The following is a 20,494-nucleotide window of genomic DNA, read 5'->3' as shown; positions in this document are numbered from 1 at the left end:
TCAGAAGGCAGCGATTGCACCATGTCGCAAAAATGGTAGAGCGCGGCATTGCTGTTTTATGAGTTGGGCGCGAATACAACTTTGAATGTCGCATGAAGGACATTCATGCACCATAATTTCACGCGAGGAATGTCGATCCGCCACGGAGCCCCCTCGCCGATGAACAAGCCTCAGGTCACGAAGCGCACGCTCGTCTTTTTTCTCGTTCCCCATTTTACAATGCTGCCCTTTGCCGCCGCGGTTGAAACGCTGCGCATTGCCAACCGCATGCTGGGCTACCCGGCCTATGAATGGCGCCTGGCGTCTACGGACGGCGAAAAGGTGCATTCTTCGAGCGGCATTGCGCTTGAGGTCAACAGTTCGCTGGCCGATGAGCGGCGCCATCTCGGCGGCGAACGGCGCCCGAACATGGTGTTGATCTGTTCCGGCGTTTATGTCGAGGAATTCAACAACAAGTCGGTCAACGCCTTCTTGCGCGAAACGTATAATCGCGGCGTAGCCGTCGGCAGTCTCTGTACGGGCGCCCATGTGCTGGCGCAGGCAGGGCTTCTGAACGGCAAGCGCTGCGCCATCCACTGGGAAAACCTGCCGGGCTTCGCCGAGGCCTTTCCGCAGGCGGAGGTTTATGCCGATCTCTATGAGGTCGACGGCAATCTCTATACCTGCGCCGGCGGCACTGCATCGCTCGACATGATGCTGAACCTGATCGGCCAGGATTTTGGCGAAACGCTGGTCAACCGCGTCTGCGAGCAGCAGTTGACCGACCGGGTGCGCAACCCGCACGACCGCCAGCGCCTGCCTCTGCGTGCCCGCCTTGGCGTACAGAACGCAAAAGTGCTGCAGATCATCGAACTGATGGAAAGCAGTCTCGCCGAGCCGCTGTCGCTGATCGAGATCGCCGACGATGTCGGCCTGTCGCGCCGGCAGATCGAGCGGCTGTTTCGACAGGAAATGGGCCGCTCACCGGCGCGTTATTACCTGGAAATCCGCCTCGACCGCGCCCGCCATCTGCTGGTCCAATCCTCGATGCCGGTGGTGGAAGTGGCCGTTGCCTGCGGTTTCGTCTCCGCCTCGCATTTTTCCAAGTGTTACCGCGAGGTCTATAACCGCTCGCCGCAGCAGGAGCGGGCCGAGCGCAAGCTGACGATGAGCACGCTGCGCATGGGTGCGGTCGCCTAAATCACGCTGATGTACGCCGCCGCTGGTCGCCACGATCAGCGGCGCGACAGGCTGTCAGAGTTCTCATCAAAAAGGGGCCCAGCCTGTCACGCTTGGCCCCTGCCCTTTCCCCGGCAGCCTTAAACGTCACGTCGTCTCGTGCGCATCCTTTGACGATACGCGTTCCATCGTATCGAGCACCTCTTCCGGCGTGACGTCCTTTTGCAATTCCTCGATTTCCTCTTTCTGCTCGACGACGATGCCAAGCTTTTCGGCCATTGCCGCGACAATGGAGAGGATCTGCGTGGTCTCGTGTTCCGCCAGAAGCGAAATCTGCAGGTTGAGGTCCGCCCGCTTGTCATCTGCCTTGGCCATCCTGTTCTGACTGATCATCACGAAGGTGGAAATAAAGATGGCTTCCACCGATGCCACCATGGCGAGGATCACAAGCGAGGGATCAAAGGCCGGTATGAATGGCAGAAAACCGGTATTCACAAGAATCCAGCCGCCGAATACGAGGGCATGGAGATAAACAAACGTCATCGATCCCGCAAAACAGGTAATGGCGCCTGCGGCCTTGTCCTCCAGGGAGGCCTGCGCCTCGTCCCGGATACGCCGCTCCAGGAGCGTGTCAATATTTCGGTCAAGACGACCTGATGGGGTCATGGGCTGTTGATTGGATTTGGGCATCCGGGTTCTCCGTCTCAGACGAGGAACTTGCCCGACGCGATCAAGTTGCGGGTGTCCGGGCGCTGCCCGCTAAAAACACCGAGTGTTGCCGGTATGCCGCCCCCGCCTCAATGGCCGGGCAAAGGTCAGCCAGCTGGTCTACGGCCATCAGCAAAAACGCCGCGTCCCTTTCGGAACGCGGCGCAGGCAGATCAAGGGCGGTGGACATCAGGCCGGAACGGCAGCCTTGGCGGAGGCTTCGCGCCGCTGATAGGCCTGCATGGACTTGATCTGCAAGAGCGTGTCCAGGTTCTGGTTGACGCGGCAATAAAACTCCTCGTCGATGAAGGGGCGCAGCATGAAGTCATTGCCGCCGGCCTTCAGGAAACGCGCCGACAGAAGGCGGTCCGTCGAGGAGGAGACGCCGATGACGCGCAACTCGTGCGAGCCGCGCACCGAGCGGATGCGGCGCGTCAGTTCGAAACCGTCGATATCGGGCATGTTGTAATCGGTAACGACGAGGCCGATATCGGCGTTCTTCTTCAGGAGGTCGATGGCCTTGGCGCCGCTTTCGGCAACGCTCACACGGAAATTATAGCGCTTGAGGCGCGTTGACAGGAGCGCGCGCGCCGTCGGGCTGTCATCGACGATCAGCACGTGATGGCGGTGGTTGGTGAGGAAGCGGCAGACCGATTCCACCAGCATTTCCACGGCAAAGACGTTGTCCTTCAGGATGTAGTCGACGATATCCTTGGCCAGCAGCTTTTCGCGCGTCTGTTCCTGGAACGTGCCGGTAAAAACGATGGTCGGGATATTGAGGTCGAGCAGATATTCCAGCGCTTCACCATTTTCGGCGCCCGGCAGGTTGATGTTGGAGATCGCCAGCGTCACCGGCTCGTCCGACAACTCGTTTGCCATCATCAGATCTTCGTGCGTGCGGCAGATCTCTGCGTCAATACCAACGATTTCCTTCAGCCGCTGACGGATCATGGAGGTGAAGACGTTTGAGTCTTCCGCCACGATGATACGAGCCTCCGGAAACTGTTCGCCAGAGTATTGCATTCCGGAAATCCCGAGGTACGTCATGATCCGCCTTCTTTATATTCGTGATGCATTGAATATAAAAAAGCAGACTTGCAGAACCCTTAAGCGAATCGGGGACAAGTAGCACAATCAAGCGAAAAAGGCGGCCCCAGGGAGCCGCCTTCAAAACATGGTCAATCAATCCTTGATTGCGCCGATCAGCCGGCGCGGATCGCCGCATTATCAGGGTCGAACGGGCTTTCCGGCACCACCACCGCATCAAACAGCGTGCCGAGGATCTTGATCTTCAGCTTGGTGCCTGCGGCCGCATGGTCCGGCCGCACCATGGCAAGCGCCACGGACTTTCCGATACGCCAACCGTACGCACCGCTGGTGGCGCGCCCGACGAGGTCGCCGACCTCATTGTAGATCGCTTCAGAGCCACGGGCATCGACGTCCGTATTGCCCTCGACGATAAGCGTGACGAGGTTGGAGCGCAGACCCGCGTCACGCGCCGCCAGCATGGCATCGCGGCCGATGAACTGCTTTTCCGGACGGATGAAACGATCAAGGCCCGATTCGTAGGCGTTGTATTCGATCGACAGTTCGCGACCCATGTTGCGATAGGATTTTTCGACCGCCATCGACACCATGGCCCGGATACCGAAGGGCTTGATGCCAAACTCGGCGCCAGCTTCCATCAGCTGATCGAAGATGGTGGCCTGCATCTCGATCGGGTGATGCAGCTCCCAGCCGAGTTCGCCGATGAAGTTGACGCGCAGCGCATGGGCCGTTGCCACGCCCACCGCGATCTTCTTGCCCGTCAACCAAGGGAAATCCTTGTTGTCGAGACTGGTGCGGGTGAGTTTCTTCAAAAGCTGACGCGATTTCGGGCCGGCAAGAACCAGCACGCCGTATTTCTGCGTGATCGGCTGCAGGGTGACGGAGCCATCCTTCGGCGCCAGACGCTGCAACAGGTCGTGGTCATGGGCTTCGAGGAAACCGGCAGACACCATGTAGAACCGATCCGGCGCCCACTCATAGACGGTAAACTCCGCCTTCACGCCGCCAGCCGGTGTCGGCATGTGGCAGAGCGCGATGCGGCCGCGCTTCTTGGGGATCACGTTGGCGAAAATCGATTCGAGGAAAGCACGCGCGCCGGGGCCGGACACTTCCATCTTGGCGAAGGCCGACATGTCGAGCACGCCGACATTCTCGTTTACGTTCTTCACCTCGTTGCCGACATGCTCAAAATAGTTCGAGCGGCGGAACGACCATTTTTCCACGATACGGCCGTCTTCCGTCGGCGGCGCATGGTTGTGGCTGGTGAGGACATCGGCACCGACGCCGAGCTGATCGGCGGGCACTTCATATCCTTCCGGCGCAAACCAGTTGGCGCGCTCCCAGCCATAGACCGAACCGAACACGCCGCCCATCTTCTTCAGGCGATCATAGACCGGCGTCACCTTCAAGGGACGCGCGGCAGAGCGCTCCTCATCCGGGTAATGCATGGTGAAGACGTTGGCATAGGCTTCCTCGTTCTTGGCAATGAGGTAACCTTCGGTCGCGTAGGGGCCGAAACGACGGGGATCGACACCCATCATGTCGACGGTGGGCTCGCCATCGACGATCCATTCCGCCAGCTGCCAGCCGGCGCCGCCGGCCGCCGTGATGCCGAAGGAATGGCCCTCGTTCAGCCAGAAATTCTTCAAGCCCGGCGCAGGCCCAACGATGGGGTTACCATCGGGCGTATAGGCGATGGCGCCGTTATAGACCTTCTTGATGCCAACCTCACCAAAAGCCGGCACGCGGGCGATCGCCGCTTCGATATGCGGCATCAAGCGATCCAGCTCTTCCTGGAACAGCTCGTATTCGCTTTCGGCCGAGGGACCATCGACATAACAGACGGGCGCGCCGACCTCGTAAGGCCCGAGGATGAGGCCGCCGGCCTCCTCGCGCATGTACCAGGCGCTGTCGGATTCGCGCAGAACGCCCATTTCCGGCAGGCCCTGACGGCGACGCTCCAGGATCGCCGGATGTGGTTCGGTGACGATATACTGGTGCTCGACGGGAATGACCGGCACATCGAGGCCGACCATTTCGCCGGTCTTGCGGGCAAAGTTGCCGGTGCAGGAAATGATGTGCTCGGCGGTGATCTCGCCCTTGTCGGTCGTTACCTTCCAGAGCCCGTCCGCCTGCTGCTCGATGGCGGTGACGGTGGTGTTGCGGTAGATGGTGGCGCCAAAATCGCGCGCGCCCTTGGCCAGCGCCTGCGTCAGGTCCGCCGGCTGGATATAACCGTCATCGGGATGCTGGATGGCGCCGAGAATGCCGTCGGTCTCGCAGAGCGGCCAGATCTCCTTGACCTCTTCCGGCGTCAGCATGTTGACCTTGACGCCGATGGTTTCGGCGATGCCGGCATAATACATGTATTCGTCCCAGCGGTCTTTGGTGCGCGCGAGACGGATGTTGGACACCTTTGAAAAACCGACATTCATGCCGGTTTCCACTTGCAGCTCCTCGTAAAAGCGCACCGAATATTTGTGCAGCTGGCCGACCGAGTAGGACAGGTTGAACAGCGGCAGAAGGCCCGCCGCATGCCAGGTGGAACCTGACGTCAGCTCCTTGCGCTCGATGAGCACGGCATCGTTCCAGCCCTTTTTTGCCAGATGGTAGAGCGTGGAAACACCCACTACCCCGCCACCGATCACGACCGCCCGTGCATGTGTCTTCATCTGAGCATCCCCTCTGACCAGACGGGTGCCCGATGAACGGCACCCGCGCATAATTTCCGCGCCGACTATGCAATCACCAGCCGCCAGCCAAACGCCTGTTTACGACATGCGCCAAGCTTGCCGCGACGAGGGCAAAATTGACGGCTGCCAAATGCAGACGCGCCTTGGTCACGGTTCAGGCAGGCTCGGGAGATGCCCCCTCGCCTTCGCCATCCTTGTCTGTCTGCGACGCCTTCTCCTGAGGCTTCGGAGCCGAAGGCTCGAGACGCGTCAGCACGGTGCCGCGGATGTTCACATCCTGATGCGGATAGGGCATCTCGATGCCTTCCTCGCGGAACCGCTTCAGGATCTCGGCACGCAGATTGTTGCGCACGGTCAGGCCATCGTTCATGTCCGCCAGGTGAAAGCGCAGCTCAAAATCGAGCGACGAGGCCCCAAACCGCAGGAATTCCACATGCGGCTCGGGATTGCGCAGAACCTCTGGCACGGCATGCGCCAGCTCCAGCAGCAGCGCGATCACCCGCTTCGGATCCGAATCATACCCGACGCTAACAGGCACTTCCGAGCGCTGGATGCGGTTGCGATGCGTCCAGTTACCGACCGCGGCATTGATGAGATCGGAATTCGGCACGATGATCGACTGCTTGCGGAAGGTTTCGATCTCGGTTGCACGCACAGAGATACGCTTGACGATGCCCTCCGTTGTGCCCGTCACAACATGGTCACCCACTTTGAACGGCCGTTCCACCAGAAGGATGAGGCCGGAAACGAAATTGGACACGATGTTCTGCAGACCAAAACCGATACCGACGGAGAGCGCACTGGCAACCAGCGCAAGGCTCGAAAGATCGATGCCGGCCGCCGAAATGCCGATGACAGCCGCAAGGCCGATGCCGAGGTAACCGATGCCGGTCTTGACCGAATTGCGCACGCCGGCATCCACCTGGCTGCGGGCCATGACATTTCGGTCTATCCAGCGCTGCGCCCAATGGGTGCCGAGATACCCCAGCAGGAACAGCAGCACGCCGCCGAGGATACCGATGAGCGAGATATTGATGCTGCCGATGGAGATCTGCGTGAACAGACGATAGGCGGCGCTCTGGATGTCCTGGATCTGAAAACCCCAGGTGAGCAGGATCAGCGGCACGCCGAACAGAAGCGCCACCGCATAGATGCCAAGCCCAGCCGCAAGCCCGATCTGATCCAGCGCCACTTCACCGAGCTTGAAGCGCTCGGCAAAATGACGACCGACCACGGTATTGGCAAAACTACCCTGCTTGCCGACAGCCTTGCCCGATAGAAGCCCGATATACATGGTGACGATCATGGCACCGGTGAGCACGATCTGCGTGGAGGCAAACCGCGCCAGCCCGACATAACCGGTGAGCACCGCAAAGATCAGCCCAAGCCCCATCGCCCGCATCAGGAGCGGAACGCCGCGCGGCCAGGGCCGCCCCGCTTCCTCCGGGTCCTTGCTGTCTGCAAGTTCCGGGCGCAGGAACGACATGCCGATGAGGATCAGGCCGACCAGTACGGAGGCGACCAGGCTCTTGACGATGGTCAGCACCACCGGCGAATTCAAGGCTTCGCCGATGGCGCTCAGCACGTAATCAAGCCCGTTGATAACGGCCATGCCGAGCACGAGCCAATAGAGCCATCGCCCGCCCCGGTTCGACACATGGGCAAGGCGCCAGTTCGGATGCTCGGGCGCAAACAACAGCCCGCACAGCCGCGCCACGAAGAACACCAGCCAGACGAAACCGAAGAAGGAAGCGATCATCGGCGCCACATCCGAGCGCAGCACATTAAAGCTGACAAGGAAAAAGAACGTGGCAATGAGGAAGGCGGTCAGCGACGCCGTCTGCACGATCAGCGACCAGAAGGCAAAGGACAGCCGCGTGATATAGGGTGGATTTTCCACCGAAAGGTCGCGGTTGATCATCCGCCCGAACAGCCGGTAGCCGCCGGCCAGAAACAGCAGCGCCGCACAGATCGACAGGAAGATCGCCGACAGAAGCTGCAGCTTCTTAAACTTCCAGGCAAAGCTGATCCAGCCGGACATGGCGCCGTTGAACGCGCGCACCTCGGCGGTGAAGGCTTGGGCCGCGTCAGTGAACACGGCCGCCGACAGATCGGTATATTTGAGCAGCCTTTCGGAAAACAGCCGGCGACGCTGCTCGGTGATCTTGGCTGACAGCGACCGCGCGGCGGCCACCACCTGTCCGGCTTCGGCCGAAACGGCATTCAACTCGTTGCGCTCGGTCATCAGCCGTTTGCGCTCTTCGGTGACGACAAGCGCTTCTGGCGGCTGGCCCTCCTGCGGCGGTTCGCCAAGCTGGGTGACCCTTGTCTGGATCTGCTCCAGCCGCTGGCGGGTCTTCACCATCGTCTCGTCCACATGCGTGGCGAGATCATCGGCCTGTACCTTGAATTCGGCGAGGCGAAAATCCTCGACATCGGCGTCTGCCGTCTGCGCTGTTATCGTTTCCAGCGACTTGCGCGCATTGGCAAGAACCGCCTCGGTGTCAACGGTCAGCGCATCGTTGCCGGGAAGCGTAGCGCCCGGAGCGGCATTGGCTGCCGGTTCGGGGGCGGAGGATGTCGGGGCGGCCTGCGGATCCTGCGCGCGCGAAAAGCCGGCGCTGAGGCTGGTCGCGGCCAAAGCGAGACCTGTGACAAGCAGCGCCAGGCGCACAAAGCCGATGGACCGGTCGAAAGGCAATTTCATCACGTCGGGAACCCCAGGCAGGTGAAGCTTCAGTCCATAAGTTCAGTTGTTCCCGAAGGAAAGTGGATTGACGCAAAGAGTTGCCGCTTCGACACCGGCGAAGGGGCAGAACTAAGGCATGCCGAGACAGCGGCCTAGCGTAAAGCCGGGGCATGCCGGCGCTTCAACCGAATTTACCTCTGCTGGAACATTCGGCACGGATCGGCGTTGACGGCCCGACACCTATGAAACGAGAGGGTAAGGTCATGGAAAACGCAGGTATCGGCTGGATCGCAGCCATCATCATCGGCGGCATCGCCGGCTGGCTGGCAGAGCAGTTCATGAAGAGCAACATGGGTGTTCTCATGAACATCATCCTGGGCATCGTCGGCGCCATCGTCGCCAACGCCATCCTCAGTGTCTTCGGCGTCGTGCTGGGCGGCTGGATCGGTTATCTGATCGCAGGCTTTATCGGCGCCTGCATCCTGATTGCCGTCGCGCGCATGATCAGGCGCTAACACCTTTGCACAGGTGAACCGAAAAACCGGGTGCCCAGGCATCCGGTTTTTTTGTGCCTTCAAGAAAATCAGGCTAGCTGCATCGAATGCGAATTAATCCCGAGGTGACGGGCGAGCACCTCGACCACCAGATTATGATCGTCCCGCTGGGGAAGACCGGACACGGTGACCGTGCCGATACAGCCGACTCCGTTGACGAAAATGGGAAAGCAGCCGCCGTGGGCCGCATAGTCGGCGCTTGAAAGCCCCCACTTTTCTTCCATTGTGGCATTCTGTGCTTTCAGCTCTAGCCCGAGCCCATAGCTTGAGCGCAGGAACCGCTCGACCAGATTGCGCTTGCGGCGGATCCAATGCTCGAAATCCGGCCGTGCTTCCGGAAGAGCTGAGAAAAACGCTTGCATGCCGTTGATGCGAATATCGATGGATAAAACCAGACCTCGCTCGTCGGCACGCCGGCGCAGATTCTCGCCGACAGACCAGGCGCTGGTGAGATCGAAGCGATCAAACCGCAGCAGCCTCTCCTGTTCGCCAACCTTTGCAATATCGTCCTCGATAGCCATCGGTATTCCTCCCCTTGTCGCTCCCGTCCCGGGTAGCGAACCGCACTGCTACAGTAGCCCATAAAGCCGACCCGCAACCAGTTCGACAACCAGATTTAGCCCATCTTCACCGACTGCCTTCCGCAGGCGCTGGCCATCGATTGCGTCCGTCTGGGGAGTAAAAAATTTTCTCCGGCCAAAAGCCCGGCTTTGCAGGCGCTTTGGAACAAAACCCTGCGATCTCGGAAGGGGCTGTTGAAAAGAAACGAAAGTTTTTTTGAAAGGGCGCTAGACAAGCTGAAACATCCCCTTTATACGCCCTCTCACACCAGCGGCGCCGCTGAAACGCAGGGCCGCACGGATGGGTGATTAGCTCAGTTGGTAGAGCAGCTGACTCTTAATCAGCGGGTCGTAGGTTCGAGCCCTACATCACCCACCAGTCTTTTTCAAAGGTATTTTGAAGCTGCTGCGGTTCCTAAAGGAACCCGGCGGCTTCATTGCTTTTTGCCGGATTTTTCTTAGCCTTCCTTCAGCACCGATTCGAATCAATTGCGGCAGAGGCGTCTTCTTAAGGCGCATAAAAAAAGTGGCGCGAACGCCACTTTTTTGGAAGTCATCGGGAAAGCAGTGGCCGTGCGCCGCTCAGGCGCGAGCGTCGAGCGCCTGCTGTTCTTCCTCAGCAAACAGATGCTGCAATTCCATCTGCACGGCGTTCATGAACAAAGCCGCCTGATGGGAAATTTCTTCGCTCGAAGCGCCCTGCTGCATCAGCCCCTTGGCAAGAGCCGCCATCTCGGCACGCCAGAAGCGGTTGGCGTCCTCGCCATGGATATCGAGCAGTGCCTGCGCACAACGCTTGATGTCTGCCCTACGTCGATCGGCGGGGAAATGTGCAAGCGCCATGATGTCTCCTAATACGCACGCAATCGAATCAAATCACTAAGGTTGAACAATCGCTGGAAGTGGTTCCCAAATCCTAAACAGGATGGTGAGAAGGCCGATCTATTCCAGTTTCGGCGCAAAAAGGCGGCCTCATCCGCACCAGGGTTTGGCTGCGTCGGAAACGCCGTGCACAAGACCTTCGCGCACCAGCTGCTGGCCGATGGACTGGCCGTTGCGCATGACGACCCTCAGCCTACGGCCGCGCCCGTCTCCATCGGCGTTCGGCCAATCAACCAGATCGAAACCGCCCTGATTGAGGAGATCGCGGAGCCGAACCTTGGCGGCAAATCCCTTTTGCCGTTCGCTGTCGCAGCGGGCATTTTCGGTTTTTGGCGCAACGATGTCGGCAAGCCGGATTTCCTGCTTGTGAAACCAGAAGACGCCGCCATCGGCCACGCAATTGTCGAGGCCGGACGTGCCGCAGAAATAGAACGTGTTGCGGTAACCCCGCCCGACCAGCGTCTCGCCCATCTGTTTGTCGGCGCCAGCACCGGCTAGCGGCAAAGCGGGCTGTCGTGCCAGCACTTCCTCCACCGTTGCCGCCTCACGCCCACGCCCGACGGGAAGCGGCGGCACCGGCACCGTCGCCTGTGGCCTTGCGGGAGAGGAAGCCGTGCCCTGGCGCGCGACGGAAACCTGTCTGGAGGCGGGCGGTGGGGTCGACAGACTTGGAAAGTTACTCGCGACGAAGCGGCGCAGTTCCTTGGAATTATCGTAGGCGACAATACTGCCGAGCACCACGACAAGCGCCAGGAGCCAGAACCACAGGCGACCGCCCGTTGTCTTTCTGGTAGTTTTTCGCCGGCGTTTTGGCCGGCTGGATGCTGCTTTTGCCATGTCTGTCCCATCCTGATGCGGGCCATCATCATCATGGGTGGTTTCCAAAGAGTTTTCATGACGGCGTTAAGACGAAATTTACCGCAAGCGCCGGCGCAAATCCTGCGGCGTACGATGCGCTGCAGGTGCGGGAGAGGCCAAGGGAACCCGGGCCGCGGCCGGAAGTTAAGCCGGCATGCCTTCCACGCGAAGGCACACCCCATGGGAGGAAGACATGGAAAAAGCACATTGGCAGAACCCCGTCAGGATTGGCCGCGAGGTCATCACCGGCCCGCATGAGGCCATCCGCTTCATGGATTTTCGCTGGCCAGCCATCAAGGGCATGTGTTTTGCAAAAGCGCATCTCTCGTGTCTGGCAGCGCTTGACGGCCGGGAGGCGCCGGATGCCGCGCGTCAGCGTTTCGAAGCGGCGGTGGAAGAAGCAAAGCTGCACTGAGGTGCGCGCCGGCCTTGTTCCCTGATCCGAGCAAGCGGAGCCATGGGTGGAACAGGGAACAAGGCCGGCATGCCTGCGTTAGGTCCTTTGAAACCTCACGTCAGGCGGCCCCATGTCTTTGCTTCGATCTTCGATTTCCACCCCCGCATCCACGCTTTCGCCCACGTCCGGGCCAACGGGCAAGGCACCGCGCATCTATTATGTGCATCCGCTTGAATTGAGGGGGATCGAGGCCTGGAAGGCCCTTTTCGCACATGCCAAAAATCTTGGTTTCGACACGGTGCTGATCGCACCTCTCGGGGTTCGCGCGGCAGGCGCCAGCGTTTTCATCACGGCGGATTTCGACCGTCTCGACCCAGACCTGGGGCTTGGGGACGATGTGGCGGCAGGTCTTCGGCTGCTGGTTGAAAGCGCACAGGATGAGGGCCTTGCGCTGATGCTCGATCTGGTCATGGATCGCGAGGCGATGCCGCTTGAGGACGATCAGCGTGTGCTTGCCGATCCCCGTATCCATCCGCTGGCGGCCAGCAGCCGGCCGGTGGCGCTCCGTGACGAGCAGATGCTGGACGATCATGTGGCGCGCTGGAACGCACGCATCGAACTGATGCTGGAGGCCGGCATTTCCGGCTTTCGCTGCCTCGGTATCGATCATCTGCCTGTAGAAGCATGGTCACGCCTCATCACCTCGGCAAGAATGCTGAAGCCGGACACAAAATTCCTCGCCTGGACGCCGGGCACCGGCTTCGAATTTCGCCGTAACCTTGCAGATCTCGGCGCTGACGGTTTCGATGGCTGCTTTTCATCGCTGGCCTGGTGGGATCTTGAGGAACGCTGGTTTCTTGAGGAATACGAGATCCATCGCCGCTTCCCGTTCCAGATCGCTTTTCCGGAAGTGCCCTTCGGCAAGCGCATCGCCCATGGCATGGACAGCACCGAGATCCGCATCCGGCGCGCGCGCCAAGCCCTGCAGCTGGCTGGCGCGCTGGCCGAGGGCCTGATGGTGCCGATGGGATTTGAGGTTGGCGCAACGGCACCGCTCGATCCAACGCACGGCCATGGTACCGGCCTGCGGGGCCTTGCGGACGGTGGTGTCTATGACCTCTCCGCCGATATCCGCGCCCTCAACGACCAGCAGAAGGACGCGCGCCTGGCTTCGGGCGGACGCCCGCTGCGGCTGATTGCAGCCACCCAGACGCCGGCCATTGGCCTGATGATGCCCGATGCCGAGGATATGCGCAGTGCCGCCGGCGTGCGGCTTGTCGTCGTCAACCGAGACCTCAGACGCTCGGCCCCTGCCCCCCTCAACGCCGTGCGCGAGGCGGCCTCCGCCTTCCTGCCGCTCACCGACACCGTCACCCGTTCTCCGCTTGCGCTGACGGGGCCGCTGCGCCTCAAACCTGGCGAGTTACGCCTGTTCGACGGCACTGTCTCGCCGGCCATCGTTGATGCCGTTGCCGTGCCCGACGTGATGGAAGCCGCAGGCTCGCCGCGCCTTGCCATTGAAAAAATCACCCCGAGCGTCGATGACGGGCGTTTCCCGGTCAAACGCGTCGTGGGCTCCACCGTCGAGGTGGAAGCGGACGTGTTTGGCGATGGACATGACCCGATCAGCGCCAGCCTTTTTTATCGCGCCGCCGACGAGGCGACGTGGAACGAAGTGCCGATGCGCCATGTGGTGAACGACCGCTGGCGTGCGGAATTTCCGCTGCGGCGCATGGGACGCTACGAATTTGCCGTGGAAAGCTGGCGCAATCCCTTTGCCATCTTCCGCTATGAGCTATCGAAAAAACATGAGGCTCGGCTGGATCTGACGCTGGAAACCATCGAGGGCATCACGCTCATCGAGGAGGCGAAAAAAAGTGCGTCGGGCGATCTCGTTACCCGATTGACCTCTCTTCACGACAGGTTGCAGGCCCTTGGCCCGGCCGAGAAGGTAGAGACGCTTCTCTCCGCCGACACATTCCGGCTCATGGCCGAGGCAGACCGACGCCCGCACCGGGTGCGCTCGGCTCCCATGCCCGTTGATGCAGAACGCCGCGAAGCAGCCTTTGCCAGCTGGTTCCAGATCTTTCCGCGTTCGCAAAGTGGCGATCCGGACCGCCATGGCACATTCGATGATGTGATTGCCCGGCTGCCCGCCATCCGCGACATGGGCTTTGATGTTCTCTATTTTCCGCCGATCCACCCGATCGGCTCGACCAACCGCAAGGGCCGCAATAACAGCCTGACCGCCGCCCCCAACGATCCCGGCAGCCCCTACGGTATTGGTTCGCCCGACGGCGGCCATGATGCGATCCATCCTGAGCTTGGCACGTTCGAGGATTTCCGCCGTCTCGTTTCGGCAGCGGCGGACCATGGCCTTGAAATCGCACTCGACCTTGCCATCCAGGCCTCGCCGGATCACCCCTGGCTGAAGGAACATCCCGGCTGGTTCGACTGGCGCCCCGACGGCACCGTGCGTTACGCGGAAAATCCGCCGAAGAAATACGAGGACATCGTCAACGTCGATTTTTATGCCAAGGACGCCGTGCCCTCGCTCTGGACAGAACTGCGCGATGTGGTGCAGCTCTGGGTCGACAATGGCGTCAAACTGTTTCGCGTCGATAACCCACACACCAAGCCGTTCCCCTTCTGGGAGTGGTTGATTGCAGACATTCGCGGCCGCCACCCGGATGTGGTGTTCCTGTCGGAAGCCTTCACCCGGCCGAAGGTGATGTACCGCCTCGCCAAGGTCGGCTTCTCGCAGTCCTACACCTACTTCACCTGGCGCAACTCGAAGTCTGAGCTGGAAAGCTACATGCGCGAGCTGACGACGGAAGAACCGCGCGAGTTCTTCCGTCCGCATTTCTTCGTCAACACGCATGACATCAACCCGGACTTTTTGCAGAACGCGCCGCGCTCTGCGTACCTGATCCGCGCGGCACTGGCTGCCACGCTGTCAGGCCTCTGGGGCGTCTATAACGGCTTTGAGCTTTGCGAGGGCCGCCCCGATGCCAAGCGCAAGGAATATGCGGACTCGGAGAAATACGAGATCCGCGCCTGGGATTATGATCGACCCGGCAACATCAAAGGCGAGATCACGCTGCTGAACCGCATCCGCCGGGAAAATCCCGCGCTTCATTCGCATCTGGGGCTTCGCCAGCTCATCGCCTTCAACGACAATGTGATGTTTTTCGAGAAGGCGAGCCCGGGTCGCGAGAACGTCCTGCTGATCGGGGTGAGCCTCGATCCGCATCATGCGCAGGAAGCAGATGTAGAGATACCTCTCTGGTCATGGAACCTCCCGGACCATGGCGCGCTTAACATGGACGACCTGATCACGGGTCAAAAATTCACGCTGACGGGAAAATGGCAAAGGCTGCGGCTTGAGCCCGGCATGCCGTTTTCTGTCTGGCGCGTCCGATAAGGGAGGACTTTTATGGATATGATGCAGAACCAGCAGGCCGAACAGGACCTGTTGTGGTACAAGGATTCCATCATCTATCAGCTGCATGTGAAGTCCTTCTTCGATGCAAACGGCGATGGCATCGGCGATTTCGCAGGCCTTACGCAGAAGATCGACCACATTGCTTCGCTCGGTGCGACAGCCATCTGGCTCTTGCCCTTCTTCCCCTCGCCACGTCGCGATGACGGATATGACATCGCAGATTACGGCGCTGTTAGCCCCGACTACGGCACGATGGAGGATTTTCGCGCCTTTGTGGATGCGGCCCACAGCCGGGGCATTCGCGTCATCATCGAGCTTGTGATCAACCACACGTCCGACCAGCACCCCTGGTTCCAGCGCGCGCGCAATGCGCCCGCCGGTTCGCCGGAGCGGGACTTTTACGTCTGGTCTGATACGGATCAGAAATTCCCGGAAACCCGCATCATTTTCCTCGACACGGAAAAGTCCAACTGGACCTGGGATCCGGTTGCCGGCTCCTATTACTGGCACCGCTTCTATTCCCACCAGCCGGACCTTAATTTTGATAATCCGCAGGTGCTGGACGAGCTTTTGTCCGTCATGCGTTTCTGGCTGGAAACAGGCATCGACGGTTTCCGTCTCGACGCCATTCCCTACCTGATCGAGCGCGAAGGCACGAACAACGAGAACCTGCCCGAAACGCACGACATCCTGAAGAAGATCCGTGCCGCCCTTGACGCCACCCATCCGGGCAAGGTGTTGCTGGCCGAGGCCAACCAGTGGCCGGAGGATACGTCGGAATATTTCGGCGATGGCGACGAGTGCAACATGGCGTTCCACTTCCCGCTGATGCCACGCATGTATATGGCGATTGCCAAGGAAGATCGTTTCCCGATCACCGACATCATGCGCCAGACGCCGGAAATCCCCGAAAACTGCCAGTGGGCGATTTTCCTGCGAAACCATGACGAGTTGACGCTCGAAATGGTGACCGACGAGGAGCGCGATTACCTTTGGAGCATTTATGCCTCAGACCGGCGCGCCCGCATCAATCTCGGCATCCGCCGCCGTCTTGCGCCCCTGATGGAGCGCGACCGCCGCCGCGTCGAGCTGATGAATGGCCTGCTTCTCTCCATGCCCGGCACACCCGTTCTCTATTACGGGGATGAAATCGGCATGGGTGACAACATCTATCTCGGTGACCGCGATGGCGTTCGCACGCCCATGCAGTGGTCTAACGACCGCAATGGCGGTTTTTCCCGCGCCGACCCCGCCCGCCTCGTGCTGCCGCCGGTCATGGACCCGCTTTATGGCTTTGAGGCACTGAATGTCGAGGCCCAGAGCGTCGACAACCATTCGCTGCTCAACTGGACGCGCCGCATGCTGGCGCTTCGCGGCAAACACCCGGCCTTCGGGCGCGGCTCGCTGCGCTTCCTCACCCCCGGCAACCGCAAGATCCTCGCGTATTTGCGCGAATACCAGGGCGAGACGGTGCTCTGCGTCGCCAACCTTTCGCGCCTGCCGCAGGCAGTTGAGCTTGATCTCTCCGAGTTCAAGGGCCGCGTGCCGATCGAGCTGACGGGCATGTCGCCGTTCCCTCCGATCGGTGAGCTGACCTATCTGCTGACGCTGCCGCCCTTCTCCTTCTATTGGTTCCAACTGGTGGCGGAAGCCGATGGCCCGGCCTGGCGCACGGAACCGCCGGAGCAGTTGGCGGACATGGCGACGCTCGTCATGCGCCGCGACCTCACGGAGCTGATCGATTCGCCAAAACTTGCCGAAACCCTGTCGCGCGAGATCCTGCCGGCCTATCTCGACAAGCGCCGCTGGTTCGGCTCCAAGGGCGAGGTGATGAAGAAGGCAACGCTGGTTGCCGCGACCCCGATGGGCATCACCCACAACATTCTGCTCGGTGAGCTGGAAGTGGAGCTGGAAGATCACACGGAAACCTATCTCCTGCCGCTGACGGCTGCCTGGGACGATACGCTGCCGCCGGCGCTTGCCCAGCAGCTGGCGCTTGCCCGCATTCGCCAGGGACGCCGCGTCGGCTTCCTGACGGATGGCTTTGCTCTGGAGGGTATGGCCCGCGGCGTGATCCGTGGCCTTTGCGAACGCTCGGTCCTCTCCGGCCGCGGCGGAACGCTGGAATTCCTCGGCACGCACCAGCTGGACGGCATGAGCATTGCCGAGGATGTGCCCGTGCGCTGGCTGTCCGCGGAGCAGTCGAACAGCTCGCTGATCATCGCAGACCTCGCGATGGTGAAGCTCATCCGCCACATCTTTCCGGGCATCCACCCGGAAGTCGAGATGACGCGTTACCTGACGGATGTCGGTTACCAGAACACCGCACCGCTTCTGGGCGAGGTGGTGCGCACCGCACCGGAGGGCGAGCGCTTCACGCTGATGATCGTACAGGGCGCCGTGCGCAATCAGGGTGATGCCTGGATCTGGATGCTCGGCAACCTGCGCCGTGTGCTGGATGATATCGGCCTGTCCGATCACGATCCGGATGCCGTCAGCGACCTGATGCGGCCATTGGTCGATTTTGCCGGTACGATCGGCAAGCGATTGGGCGAACTGCATGTGGCGCTTGCCGCAGATACCGACAACGAGGATTTCAAGCCACTTCCGGCCCTCTCGGAAAATGTCGAACTGTGGCGCAAGGCTGCCGTCAGCCAGATCGAAGCCACACTTTCGATCCTTGGCGAGGCAAACAGCGATCTGGATGCGGAAACCATAGCCATGGTGGCGCCGCTTCTTGCCCGCCGTGACGATCTGCTTCGTATCGCAGGCGAGCTTGCCCAGTCAGCCGAGGGCGCGCTGATGATCCGCAACCATGGTGATTTCCACCTGGGCCAGATCCTGGTGGCCGAAGCCGATGCCTATATCATCGACTTCGAGGGCGAGCCCTCAAAGACGCTTGCCGAACGCCGGGCAAAGACCATTCCGCTCCGGGATGTGGCCGGCCTTCTGCGTTCGCTGAGTTATCTTGCCGCCACTGCGGAACTGGATACGGAAGCGGTTTCGGAAACGGACCATCCGGAACGAACCGCCATGATCCGCACCTTTGCCGATCAGGCCGAGCAGTCCTTCCTCGACGCCTATTTTGCAGAGACCGAACAGTCCGACGCCCTGCGCGTCGATCCGGTAGACCGCCAGCGCATGCTCGATCTCTACCTTCTACAGAAGGCCGCCTACGAGATCGGCTACGAAGCCCGTAACCGGCCGAAATGGCTGCCGATCCCGCTATCCGGCTTTTCTGCCATCGTTAAAAGGCTCTCGGAGACACAGAAATGAACATCGAACGCTCCGAACTCATGACCGGCATTTCCCCTGACGCCTTGACGGCGTTGGTGGAAGGCCGCCACGGCGATCCTTTTTCCATCCTCGGCCCGCACCCCTCCCAGGGCGTCACCATTATCCGCGCCTTCCTGCCGGGGGCTGAAAATGTTGAAATCATCGCGGCAGACAGCAACGCGGTGCTCTCGCGAATGCACACCGTCCATGCGGCGGGTGTGTTTGCGGCCGCCGTGGAAAGCGGCGGACGCTATCGTTACCGCATCACCTGGCCGGATGCCGTGCAGGAGACGGAAGACCCCTATTCCTTCGACCTGCTGCTCGGCGATCTCGACCTTCACCTGATCGGCCAAGGGACACATTACGATCTGGGCCGGACGCTCGGTGCCCGCGCCATGGACGTGGATGGCGTGCCCGGCGTGCGTTTTGCCGTCTGGGCGCCCAATGCACGGCGTGTCTCGGCGGTGGGGGATTTCAACGCCTGGGACGGACGGCGCCACCCGATGCGGCTTCGCCCGCAGGCTGGCATCTGGGAAATCTTTGTGCCGCGCCTTGGCCCCGGCGATCGCTACAAATTCGAGATCGTCGACCAGAACGGAACCGTACTGGCGCAGAAGGCAGATCCGGTGGCGCGAGCCAGCGAGGCAGCCCCTGCCACCGCCTCCATCGTTGCCTCCAGCACGCCGTTCCGCTGGACCGACGAGGACTGGATGCGCAAGGATACGCAAGTGCGTTCCGGCGAAACCGCCATGTCCGTCTACGAGGTGCATCTCGGCTCATGGCTCAGGATTGCCGAAGAGAACAATCGTTCGCTCGACTGGGTGGAACTCAGCCAGCGGCTGGTGCCCTACGCGGCAAAGCTCGGCTTTACCCATATCGAACTGATGCCGATCATGGAGCACCCGTTCGGAGGCTCCTGGGGTTACCAGCCACTTGGCCTGTTTGCGCCGACCGGACGTTACGGCACGCCGGAGGATTTTGCTTATTTCATTGACCGCTGCCATGCAGCCGGCATCGGCGTCATCCTTGACTGGGTGCCGGCGCATTTCCCGACCGATGTCTGGGGCCTTGCGCGCTTTGATGGAACCGCGCTCTACGAGCATGAAGACCTGCGCGAAGGGTTCCACAAGGACTGGAACACGCTCATCTACAATCTCGGCCGCAACGAGGTGAAGGGGTTCCTTATCGCGTCGGCGCTCGAATGGCTCGAGCATTTCCATATCGACGCGCTGCGCGTCGATGCGGTCGCCTCGATGCTCTACCGGGATTATTCCCGCAATGCCGGCGAATGGATCCCCAACAAACATGGCGGCCGCGAAAACCTTGAATCGGTGGAATTCTTCAAGCACCTGAACAGCATCGTCCACCAGCGCTGCGCCCACGCCTTCACGGTCGCCGAGGAATCGACCGCCTGGCCGGGCGTCACGAAGCCGGTGGAAGACGGCGGCCTTGGCTTCGACTTCAAGTGGAACATGGGCTGGATGAACGACACGCTCCACTACATGGAAGAGGAGCCGATCTATCGGAAATACCATCACGGCATGATGACCTTCGGCATGGTCTACGCCTATACCGAACGTTTCATGCTGCCGCTGTCGCATGACGAAGTCGTACACGGCAAGGGCTCGCTTGTCGGCAAGATGCCCGGCGATGTCTGGCAGAAAATGGCCAACCTTCGTGCCTATTACGGCTTCATGTGGGCTCATCCCGGCAAGAAGCTGCTGTTCATGGGCGGCGAAATTGCACAAGGCATCGAATGGAACCACGACGGCTCGCTCGTCTGGGATCTGCTCGATCGGCCCGACCACGCCGGCATGCAGCGCCTGATCGGGGATCTCAACCGGCTTTACGCGAACGAACCCGCTCTTCAATACGGAGACATTCATCCGGAAGGTTTTGAGTGGGTGATCGGTGACGACGCGGAAAATTCTGTGTTCGGCATGCTGCGCAAAAGCCGGGATGGAAGCTCGACGGTGCTTGCGATCTCCAACATGACGCCGGTGCCGCGGGAAGGTTACCGCGTCGGCGTGCCGCAGGCTGGCAAATGGAGCGAGGTGCTCAACACCGATGCCGGCGTTTATGGCGGTTCCAACCTTGGCAATGTCGAAGCCTGGAGCGAGGAACAGCCATCGCATGGCCAGCCGCAATCCATCCTTCTGACGCTGCCGCCCCTTGCGACCATCTACCTGCGTTGGCAACCATGACGCCGGCGACCTGAGCGGTCAGC

At 60.7% G+C, this 20,494-nt stretch carries 13 protein-coding genes and 1 tRNA gene; 7 read left to right on the top strand and 7 right to left on the bottom strand.

The genetic code is table 11. From position 1 onward, the window contains the following. Window positions 1–159 precede the first annotated feature (159 nt). Entirely contained in the window at window positions 160–1,179 is a 1,020-nt protein-coding gene (locus tag AC4CWF_RS07950; protein WP_491284693.1) for a GlxA family transcriptional regulator, read from the top strand. A 126-nt stretch (window positions 1,180–1,305) separates the two neighbouring features. Here the strand turns inward: AC4CWF_RS07950 and AC4CWF_RS07945 are convergent, their stop codons facing one another. The 4 genes from AC4CWF_RS07945 to AC4CWF_RS07930 all read right to left on the bottom strand — a co-directional run bounded on the left by AC4CWF_RS07945 (window position 1,306) and on the right by AC4CWF_RS07930 (window position 8,313). Beyond that, complete coding sequence (locus AC4CWF_RS07945) at window positions 1,306–1,848, bottom strand: DUF1003 domain-containing protein (protein ID WP_491284691.1); 543 nt, start codon at window positions 1,846–1,848, stop codon at window positions 1,306–1,308. Window positions 1,849–2,055: 207 nt separating this feature from the next. Continuing rightward, a complete protein-coding gene (locus AC4CWF_RS07940; protein ID WP_491284689.1) occupies window positions 2,056–2,913 on the bottom strand; it encodes a response regulator in 858 nt (285 codons plus the stop codon). 155 nt (window positions 2,914–3,068) lie between these two features. Further along, entirely contained in the window at window positions 3,069–5,585 is a 2,517-nt protein-coding gene (locus tag AC4CWF_RS07935) for a GcvT family protein (RefSeq protein ID WP_491284687.1), read from the bottom strand. A 175-nt stretch (window positions 5,586–5,760) separates the two neighbouring features. After that, window positions 5,761–8,313 carry a mechanosensitive ion channel domain-containing protein gene (locus AC4CWF_RS07930; protein ID WP_491285282.1) on the bottom strand — a complete coding sequence of 851 codons (2,553 nt, stop codon included), beginning with the start codon at window positions 8,311–8,313 and terminating at the stop codon, window positions 5,761–5,763. A gap of 245 nt (window positions 8,314–8,558) precedes the next feature. Between AC4CWF_RS07930 and AC4CWF_RS07925 the strand changes: the two genes are divergently transcribed. Then, on the top strand, window positions 8,559–8,810 hold the full coding sequence (locus AC4CWF_RS07925; protein WP_491284685.1) for a GlsB/YeaQ/YmgE family stress response membrane protein: 252 nt from the start codon (window positions 8,559–8,561) through the stop codon (window positions 8,808–8,810). Window positions 8,811–8,878: 68 nt separating this feature from the next. On the opposite strand, the gene AC4CWF_RS07920 is transcribed toward AC4CWF_RS07925, so the two are convergent. Then, the gene (locus AC4CWF_RS07920) at window positions 8,879–9,370 is read right to left on the bottom strand and encodes a heme-degrading domain-containing protein (RefSeq protein WP_491284683.1); all 492 of its coding nucleotides are present in this window, start codon (window positions 9,368–9,370) and stop codon (window positions 8,879–8,881) included. Between the two features lie 342 nt (window positions 9,371–9,712). On the opposite strand from AC4CWF_RS07920, the gene AC4CWF_RS07915 reads away from it, so the two are divergent. Then, window positions 9,713–9,788: transfer RNA gene (locus AC4CWF_RS07915), tRNA-Lys, on the top strand. Between the two features lie 203 nt (window positions 9,789–9,991). Here the strand turns inward: AC4CWF_RS07915 and AC4CWF_RS07910 are convergent. Together AC4CWF_RS07910 and AC4CWF_RS07905 are read right to left on the bottom strand one after the other, a co-directional pair. Beyond that, a complete protein-coding gene (locus tag AC4CWF_RS07910; protein WP_491284681.1) occupies window positions 9,992–10,252 on the bottom strand; it encodes a DUF6074 family protein in 261 nt (86 codons plus the stop codon). Between the two features lie 129 nt (window positions 10,253–10,381). Further along, window positions 10,382–11,128: a nuclease gene (locus AC4CWF_RS07905; protein ID WP_491284679.1), complete on the bottom strand. Its 747-nt coding sequence runs from the start codon at window positions 11,126–11,128 to the stop codon at window positions 10,382–10,384. A gap of 214 nt (window positions 11,129–11,342) precedes the next feature. On the opposite strand from AC4CWF_RS07905, the gene AC4CWF_RS07900 reads away from it, so the two are divergent. The 4 genes from AC4CWF_RS07900 to glgB all read left to right on the top strand — a co-directional run bounded on the left by AC4CWF_RS07900 (window position 11,343) and on the right by glgB (window position 20,471). Next, entirely contained in the window at window positions 11,343–11,564 is a 222-nt protein-coding gene (locus AC4CWF_RS07900; protein ID WP_491284677.1) for a DUF982 domain-containing protein, read from the top strand. 112 nt (window positions 11,565–11,676) lie between these two features. Beyond that, a complete protein-coding gene (locus tag AC4CWF_RS07895; protein WP_491284675.1) occupies window positions 11,677–14,970 on the top strand; it encodes an alpha-1,4-glucan--maltose-1-phosphate maltosyltransferase in 3,294 nt (1,097 codons plus the stop codon). Window positions 14,971–14,982: 12 nt separating this feature from the next. Then, entirely contained in the window at window positions 14,983–18,267 is a 3,285-nt protein-coding gene (treS, locus tag AC4CWF_RS07890; RefSeq protein ID WP_491284673.1) for a maltose alpha-D-glucosyltransferase, read from the top strand. Next, window positions 18,264–20,471 carry a 1,4-alpha-glucan branching protein GlgB gene (gene glgB, locus AC4CWF_RS07885; RefSeq protein WP_491284669.1) on the top strand — a complete coding sequence of 736 codons (2,208 nt, stop codon included), beginning with the start codon at window positions 18,264–18,266 and terminating at the stop codon, window positions 20,469–20,471. The genes treS and glgB overlap by 4 nt, the downstream gene beginning before the upstream one ends. Window positions 20,472–20,494 lie beyond the last annotated feature (23 nt).

The sequence above is a fragment of the Neorhizobium sp. PAMB6630 genome, from assembly GCF_058242775.1.
This window is presented reverse-complemented; position numbering and strand designations above follow the sequence as displayed.